This is a genomic window from Rhodoferax ferrireducens, assembly GCF_003347515.1.
GTDB lineage: Bacteria > Pseudomonadota > Gammaproteobacteria > Burkholderiales > Burkholderiaceae_C > Rhodoferax.
In genome coordinates, this window is the sequence record NZ_QEII01000323.1 from 139,622 (window position 1) to 146,127 (window position 6,506).

Genomic DNA, 6,506 nt, shown 5'->3' on the forward strand with positions numbered 1-6,506 from the left:
AGACTTTAAGCCAGGTCGAAGCGGTCCGCGTTCATGACCTTCGTCCAGACGGCACAGAAGTCCTTCACGAACTTCTCGTGGTTATCGTCCTGCGCATAAACCTCGGCATAGGCACGCAGGATCGAGTTGGACCCGAACACCAGATCCACCCGGGTGGCCGTCCACTTGACTTGGCCGGTCTTGCGGTCGCAGACGTCATACAGGTTTTTGCCGGTGGGTTTCCACGTATAGGCCATGTCGGTGAGGTTGACGAAGAAGTCGTTCGTCAGAACACCGGCGCGGTCGGTCAGCACACCGTGCCGGGTGCCGCCGTGGTTGGTGCCTAACACGCGCAGCCCGCCCACCAGCGCCGTCATCTCATGGGCCGTCAGGCCCAACAGCTGCGTGTGGTCGAGCATCAACTCTTCGGCACTGACGACATAGTCCTTCTTGAGCCAGTTGCGGTAGCCGTCATGAACCGGCTCCAGCGCCTCGAATGACTCGATATCCGTGGCCTCCTGACTCGCATCACCACGGCCCGCAGCAAACGCCACGGTCACGTCAAAACCAGCCGCCTTGGCCGCCTGCTCCACACCCAGGTTGCCGGCCAGAACAATCACATCGGCCACGCTCGCGCCACTCTCAGTGGCAATGCCTTCCAGCACGCCAAGCACCCGGGTCAGGCGCGCAGGCTCATTGCCTTCCCAGTCCTTTTGCGGGGCCAGCCGGATGCGGGCGCCATTGGCGCCACCACGCATGTCCGAGCCCCGGTAGGTGCGGGCGCTGTCCCAGGCGGTGGCGACCATGTCGCTCACGCTCAGGCCGCTGGCTGCGATTTTTGCTTTCACCGCCGCCACGTCATAGTCGGTGCGGCCTGCGGGCACCGGGTCCTGCCAGATCAGGTCTTCCTGCGGCACTTCGGGGCCGATGTAGCGAGCCTTCGGGCCCATGTCGCGGTGCGTCAGCTTGAACCAGGCGCGCGCAAAGACCTTCGAGAAGTAGTCGGGGTCCTTGTAGAAGCGCTCGGCAATGACCCGGTAGGCCGGGTCCATCTTCATGGCCATGTCGGCGTCGGTCATCATGGGCATGCAGCGGATCGAGGGGTCTTCCACATCCACCGGCATGTCTTCTGGCCGGATGTTCACCGGCTTGTACTGCCAGGCACCCGCCGGGCTCTTGGTGAGCTCCCATTCGTAGCCGAGCAGCAGCTGGAAGTAACCGTTGTCCCACTGGGTCGGGTGGGTCGTCCAAGCCCCTTCGATGCCGCTGGACATCGTGTCGCGGCCAATGCTTCGGGTGGTCTTGTTCATCCAACCAAGGCCTTGTTCGTCCACGTCGGCGCCTTCTGGGACGGAGCCCAACAGCTTGGCATCGCCATTGCCGTGGGCCTTGCCAACCGTGTGTCCACCGGCGGTCAGGGCCACGGTTTCTTCGTCGTTCATCGCCATGCGCAGGAAAGTCACACGCACGTCTTGCGCGGTCTTGAGCGGGTCAGGCTTGCCGTCCACGCCTTCCGGGTTGACGTAGATCAGGCCCATCATCACGGCGGCCAGCGGGTTTTCGAGGTCGCGCTCGCCGGAGTAGCGGCTGTTCTCGCTGCCGCTGGGGGCCAGCCACTCTTTCTCGGAGCCCCAGTAAATGTCCTCTTCTGGATGCCAGATGTCCTCGCGGCCAAAGGCAAATCCAAAAGTCTTCAGGCCCATCGATTCATAGGCGACGTTGCCGGCGAGGATGATCAGGTCGGCCCAGCTGAGCTTGTTGCCGTATTTTTTCTTGATGGGCCAGAGCAGCCGGCGCGCCTTGTCCAGGTTCACGTTGTCGGGCCAGGAGTTCAGCGGCGCAAAGCGCTGGTTACCCGTGCCGGCGCCACCACGGCCGTCGGCTGTGCGGTAGGAGCCGGCCGAGTGCCAGGCCATGCGAATCATCAGGCCGCCATAGTGGCTCCAGTCCGCCGGCCACCACTCTTTGCTGTCGGTCATGAAAGCGGTCAGGTCTTTTTTGAGCGCTGTGACGTCCAGCTTTTTGACTTCTTCGCGGTAGTTAAAGCCCTCACCCATGGGGTTGGTCTTGGTGTCGTGCTGGTGAAGAATGTCAAGGTTTAGCGCTTTCGGCCACCAGGCCATGTTCGAGTTGCCGGTGGCCGTATTGCCGCCGTGCATGACGGGGCAAATGCCCGCCGTGTTCAGGTTCTTTGAATCCATATTTATCTCCGTTCATGGCATCGTTGATTAAAGTCCGCCAAGGTGAGTCGATCGTGTCACCTTCGCAATCGAATAATCAGTTTACATACCGGGAGGGGTTCCAGATGTCATTTATATCAATCAACCCGATAGGAAAAAGGGGCCTGTCCAGGTTAGCGCAGGTCACCCGGTTTCACCAGGGGCCAGCCGCGGCGCGTCCATTCGCTCATGCCGCCTTGCACGTAGCGAACGTGCTTGTATCCACGTTCCCGCAATGCCGCCAGTGTTGAACTGGAGCGGTTCTGCGTGTTGCAGATCAGAAGCACGGGCTTGTCTGGGGCGGTTGGTATTTCAGCCAGCCGGGTGCCCAGTTGGCGCATCGGCAACAGCTGCGCGCCTTGCGCCACGCCAGTGGCATGCTCGGCCGGTTCCCGGATATCGATCAGCACAGCGCGCCCCGCATCGAGTTCGGCCCGTGCTGCCTCCAGCGTGACCGAATCGCCGTCAACACCGGCTTGGCTACAGGCCGCCAGGCCGAGGCCCAAACCCAATAACACAATAAGTGCGAGCTTGCGGCGCGAGCGCTTGAACGCAGAGGTCGGTGCCGATACGGCAAAGGGTGAAATTGTTGTCATAGGGTTTCCAGTTTCAAGCCCTGATCATATAAGCATCTACGAATGTATTGACGGCAAGGAATTTGACATTCACATCAACTTTCAGGACCTTTCATGATCAAGAAATCTGCTCTCACCCTCGCGCTTGCGGCCTCTTTTGCCTTTTCGGCTCACGCCGCTGACCCGGCAGGTCCGTACTAGCGCTCCCGGCGCTGGCGCGGACCTGCCGCTTTGTTGCGGCGCCACACGAACGACGCCAGCCACACCGGCAGCAGCACCATGAGCGGCGCCAGCAGCACCACGACCAGTGGCCAGCTGGGGAAGGCAAAGAACAGCAAGAGCACGGCGGCCAGGAACAACAGGGCAAAAATCATGCACGCATCGTCGCAGAAAATTTCTTGCCTCGTTGGTGAGTGCGACGCAACCAAATGCTGCGGTGGTGTTGGTTTCCTGGAATTGCCTGTCGCTTGGGGTGCCGTGGTGCGAGGCCACATGGGGCAGCGCCCTATTCCAGGGCCTTGAGCTTGCGGTACAGCGACCGTTCACTGATGCCCAGCTTGTCGGCCAGTTCGGCCCGGCTGCCCTGGTGGCCTGCCACCAGCTGCTGCAACGCAGCCCGCTCCATCGTCTTGAGCACGCCGGGCACCAAGTTGACGTTCTCCATGTCGCTGGCGACGGTTGCACGCGCGGCAACTTGCTGATCGGCACGCGGCGTGGCTGGCGAGCGCCGCCCCGACAGCAGCGCCTGCTGCACATGGCCGGCCTCCAGCGTGTCGCCATCGCACAGCAGCGCCGCGCGCTCCAGCAGGTTGCGCAGCTCGCGCACGTTGCCGGGATAGTCCTGCGCCTGCAGCAAATGCAAGGCCGACGTGCTGACTTGCAGCTTGCGTTGCGGCGCCACGCGCGCCAGCAGGGCGGTAGCCAGCAGCCCGATGTCGTCGCGCCGTTCGCGCAGGGACGGCAGGTGAATCGGAAACGTGCTCAGGCGGTAATACAGATCTTCCCGAAAAGTCCCCGCCGCCACCATGCGGTCCAGATCACGGTGCGTGGCCGAGACGACCCGGATATCGGCATGGCGTTGCTCGGTGCTGCCGACGCGGCGGTAGGTGCCGGTTTCCAGCAGGCGCAGCAGCTTGACCTGCATGGGCAGCGGAATATCGCCCACCTCGTCCAGAAACAGCGTGCCGCCGCTGGCCGCCTCCACCAGCCCGCCCCTGGCCGTGTTGGCGCCGGTGAAGGCGCCGCGTTCATGGCCAAACAGCTCCGACTCGAACAGGTTTTCCGGCAGGCTGGAGCAGTCCACCGCCACCAGCGCGCGGTGGGCGCGCGGGCTGGCCTCGTGCACGGCGCGCGCCACCAGTTCCTTGCCGGTGCCGGATTCACCCAGCAGCAATACGGTGGCCTGCGAAGGTGCTACCCGCGCCACCAGCGCCAGCATGTGCTGGAAGGCCGGCGCCCGCCCGATCAGGCCCTGCGCCGCAGCCTGCCCCTGCGCCACGCGCAGTGGCTCCATCTTCTCGATAAAAAAGGCCTGCGCACCACTGGCATCCAGCAGCGGCGCCAGTTCAATATTGACGTATTCCTCGCCCTTGGGTGTGTGGTGCAGGTGCAGCACGCGCTCGCGCTGGCCTGATTCGCGCGACTTGGCCAGCGGACACGATTCACCGGCCTGGTCGCAGGGCACGTTGAAGTGGTGCGACACCTCATAGCAGGTGCGCCCGACCACGCTGCGCTCGGGGCTGAACTGGCGCCGGTAGGCGGCATTGGCGGCCAGGATGCGGTACTGCGTGTCAAACAGGATGTGCGGCTCGGGCAGGCCTTCCAGGTAGGACATCAGTTCGGGCAGTGGTTTCACGGAGGCTCCTTGTGGGCTGACGCCAGTTTATGCCAGAACCGTCAGTAACTGCCAAAAATGACAGTATCTACCTGGAACTGCCGGCAACCAAAACGACCAAAGCGCGTAAACCCTTGGTTTTAAACGCTATTCGCATGGGGGCCGTCGTGGCACGGTTCTTGAATTAAGAAAGATACAAGTCCTATTAACTGCCACGCGAGCCCTGCTAGCGTGACCTTTGGAAATTGCCATGACCCCTTGCCCTGCTTTTGCGGCTCTTGCCGACCCGACCCATGAACACGATGCAGAGCGTCGCAGATGGGTGCTGATCACGGCCGCCAGCGCTGGCGTGGCGGCGGCGGCGACGGCGGTCCCGTTTGTCAGCAGCTTTGCACCCAGCGAACGAGCCCGCGCCATGGGTGCGTCGGTGGAGGCGGACACGGCCGACATTGCGCCCGGCGAACTGAAGATGGTGGAGTGGCGCGGCAAACCGGTGTGGCTGATGCGCCGCACGCCCGAGATGCTGGCCACCTTGCCGACACTGGACAGCCAATTGGTCGATCCGGCGTCACAAGTCAACCAGCAACCCGACTACGCACGCAACCTCCACCGCTCCATCAAGCCGGAGATCCTGGTGGCCGTCGGCATCTGCACCCATCTCGGCTGTTCGCCCAGCGCCGTATCGGCCGGCTCCAACAATCCCAGCGTCGGGGCCGACTGGAAGGGCGGCTTCTTTTGCCCCTGCCACGGGTCCACGTTTGACCTGGCGGGCCGTGTCTATAAAAACAAACCCGCGCCAACCAATCTGGAGGTGCCGCGTCACAAATACCTGAGCGACAGCCGGCTGCTGATCGGTGAAGACGACACCGGCGCCGCCTGAACATCAAGCCCGGGGAAGATCATGTATTTCCGGATTCTGCATGACGAGAACAGTGGCGAGCTGACCTATCTGCTGGCGGACACCGATACCCGCGAGGCGGTGCTGGTGGACCCGCGCGGACGCGACCTGCCGCTGCTGCAGGCGCTGCTGGCCGAACGTGAGCTGCATCTGCGCTGGGTGCTGCGCACCCACCAGCACGACCAGCTCATGCCGGCGGAACCGGCACTGCTGGCGCGCCTGGGCGTGCCCGTGATCCAGGGCGATAGCACGCAGCGACTGGGCGCTGCCGCCGAAGGTGACGTGCTGGCCTTCGGGGACGAATTGGTGCGTGTGCTGGCGACGCCGGGTCATACCGCGGGTTGTCTGAGTTTTGCCTGGCGCGACCGCCTGTTCTGCGGCGGCCTGCTGGGGGTGAATGCCTGCCCGCACCAGTCCCGACCGGCCGCGCCGGAGGCCTTGTGGGACAGCGTGACACAGCGCGTGTTCAAACTGCCTGACGAGACCCTGCTATTCGCCGGCCACGAGCGGCGCGCCCGCGCCGTCAGCACGGTGCTGGAGCAGCGCCGCTGGCATCCATTTTTCGCCGGCCTGTCGCGCGACGAGTTTTTAGCGCAGGTGGCGGCGCTGCCGAGGCCGCCCGTACTGGCCCACATGCTTTGAAGACATCTCCATGAATACCGAGCAAGTTAAGGAACACAAGTGAACAAGCAAGCAACCGGGACACGCAAAGTCATCCCCATCGTCGCGCAACAGGGCTACGTGCCGCCTGCTCCGCCGGAGCCGCCCAAAGCGGCGCAGGCGGAGCTGATCTCCCTGTACGCGGCGCACCAGAAGATCTACCCGCGCAGCGTCTCGGGCCTGTTCTCGAATTGGCGCTGGGCCATGGTGGTGTTGACCCAGCTGGTGTTCTACGGCCTGCCCTGGCTGGAGTGGGGCCAGCGCCAGGCGGTGCTGTTTGACCTGGGCGTGCGCCGCTTCTACATCTTCGGCCTGGTGCTGTACCCGCAGGACTTCATCTA

6 protein-coding genes and 1 pseudogene are annotated in these 6,506 nt (G+C 63.5%); 3 read left to right on the top strand and 4 right to left on the bottom strand.

All coding sequences use genetic code 11. The features are described from left to right. Positions 1-5: 5 nt before the first annotated feature. The 4 genes from katG to C5P05_RS30530 all read right to left on the bottom strand — a co-directional run bounded on the left by katG (position 6) and on the right by C5P05_RS30530 (position 4,607). Positions 6-2,180, bottom strand: a complete 2,175-nt coding sequence (gene katG / locus C5P05_RS30520; protein ID WP_114973626.1) for a catalase/peroxidase HPI — start codon at positions 2,178-2,180, stop codon at positions 6-8. Positions 2,181-2,332: 152 nt separating this feature from the next. Further along, positions 2,333-2,794 carry a rhodanese-like domain-containing protein gene (locus C5P05_RS30525; RefSeq protein WP_114973627.1) on the bottom strand — a complete coding sequence of 154 codons (462 nt, stop codon included), beginning with the start codon at positions 2,792-2,794 and terminating at the stop codon, positions 2,333-2,335. 176 nt (positions 2,795-2,970) lie between these two features. Next, on the bottom strand, positions 2,971-3,147 hold the full coding sequence (locus tag C5P05_RS33930; protein ID WP_157979491.1) for a hypothetical protein: 177 nt from the start codon (positions 3,145-3,147) through the stop codon (positions 2,971-2,973). A 131-nt stretch (positions 3,148-3,278) separates the two neighbouring features. Then, on the bottom strand, positions 3,279-4,607 hold the full coding sequence (locus tag C5P05_RS30530) for a sigma-54 interaction domain-containing protein (RefSeq protein ID WP_114973648.1): 1,329 nt from the start codon (positions 4,605-4,607) through the stop codon (positions 3,279-3,281). A 250-nt stretch (positions 4,608-4,857) separates the two neighbouring features. Here C5P05_RS30530 and petA point away from each other — a divergent pair, with 250 nt between their 5' ends. From petA to C5P05_RS30545, 3 genes and pseudogenes are all read left to right on the top strand, one after another. After that, positions 4,858-5,487, top strand: coding sequence for a ubiquinol-cytochrome c reductase iron-sulfur subunit (gene petA, locus C5P05_RS30535; RefSeq protein ID WP_114973628.1), 630 nt, complete (start codon positions 4,858-4,860; stop codon positions 5,485-5,487). A 21-nt stretch (positions 5,488-5,508) separates the two neighbouring features. Beyond that, positions 5,509-6,147 (top strand): hypothetical protein, encoded by a 639-nt coding sequence (locus tag C5P05_RS30540; protein WP_114973629.1) that lies wholly within the window; start codon positions 5,509-5,511, stop codon positions 6,145-6,147. Positions 6,148-6,225: 78 nt separating this feature from the next. Next, positions 6,226-6,506, top strand: a pseudogene (locus C5P05_RS30545) (cytochrome c oxidase accessory protein CcoG); the annotation flags it as partial.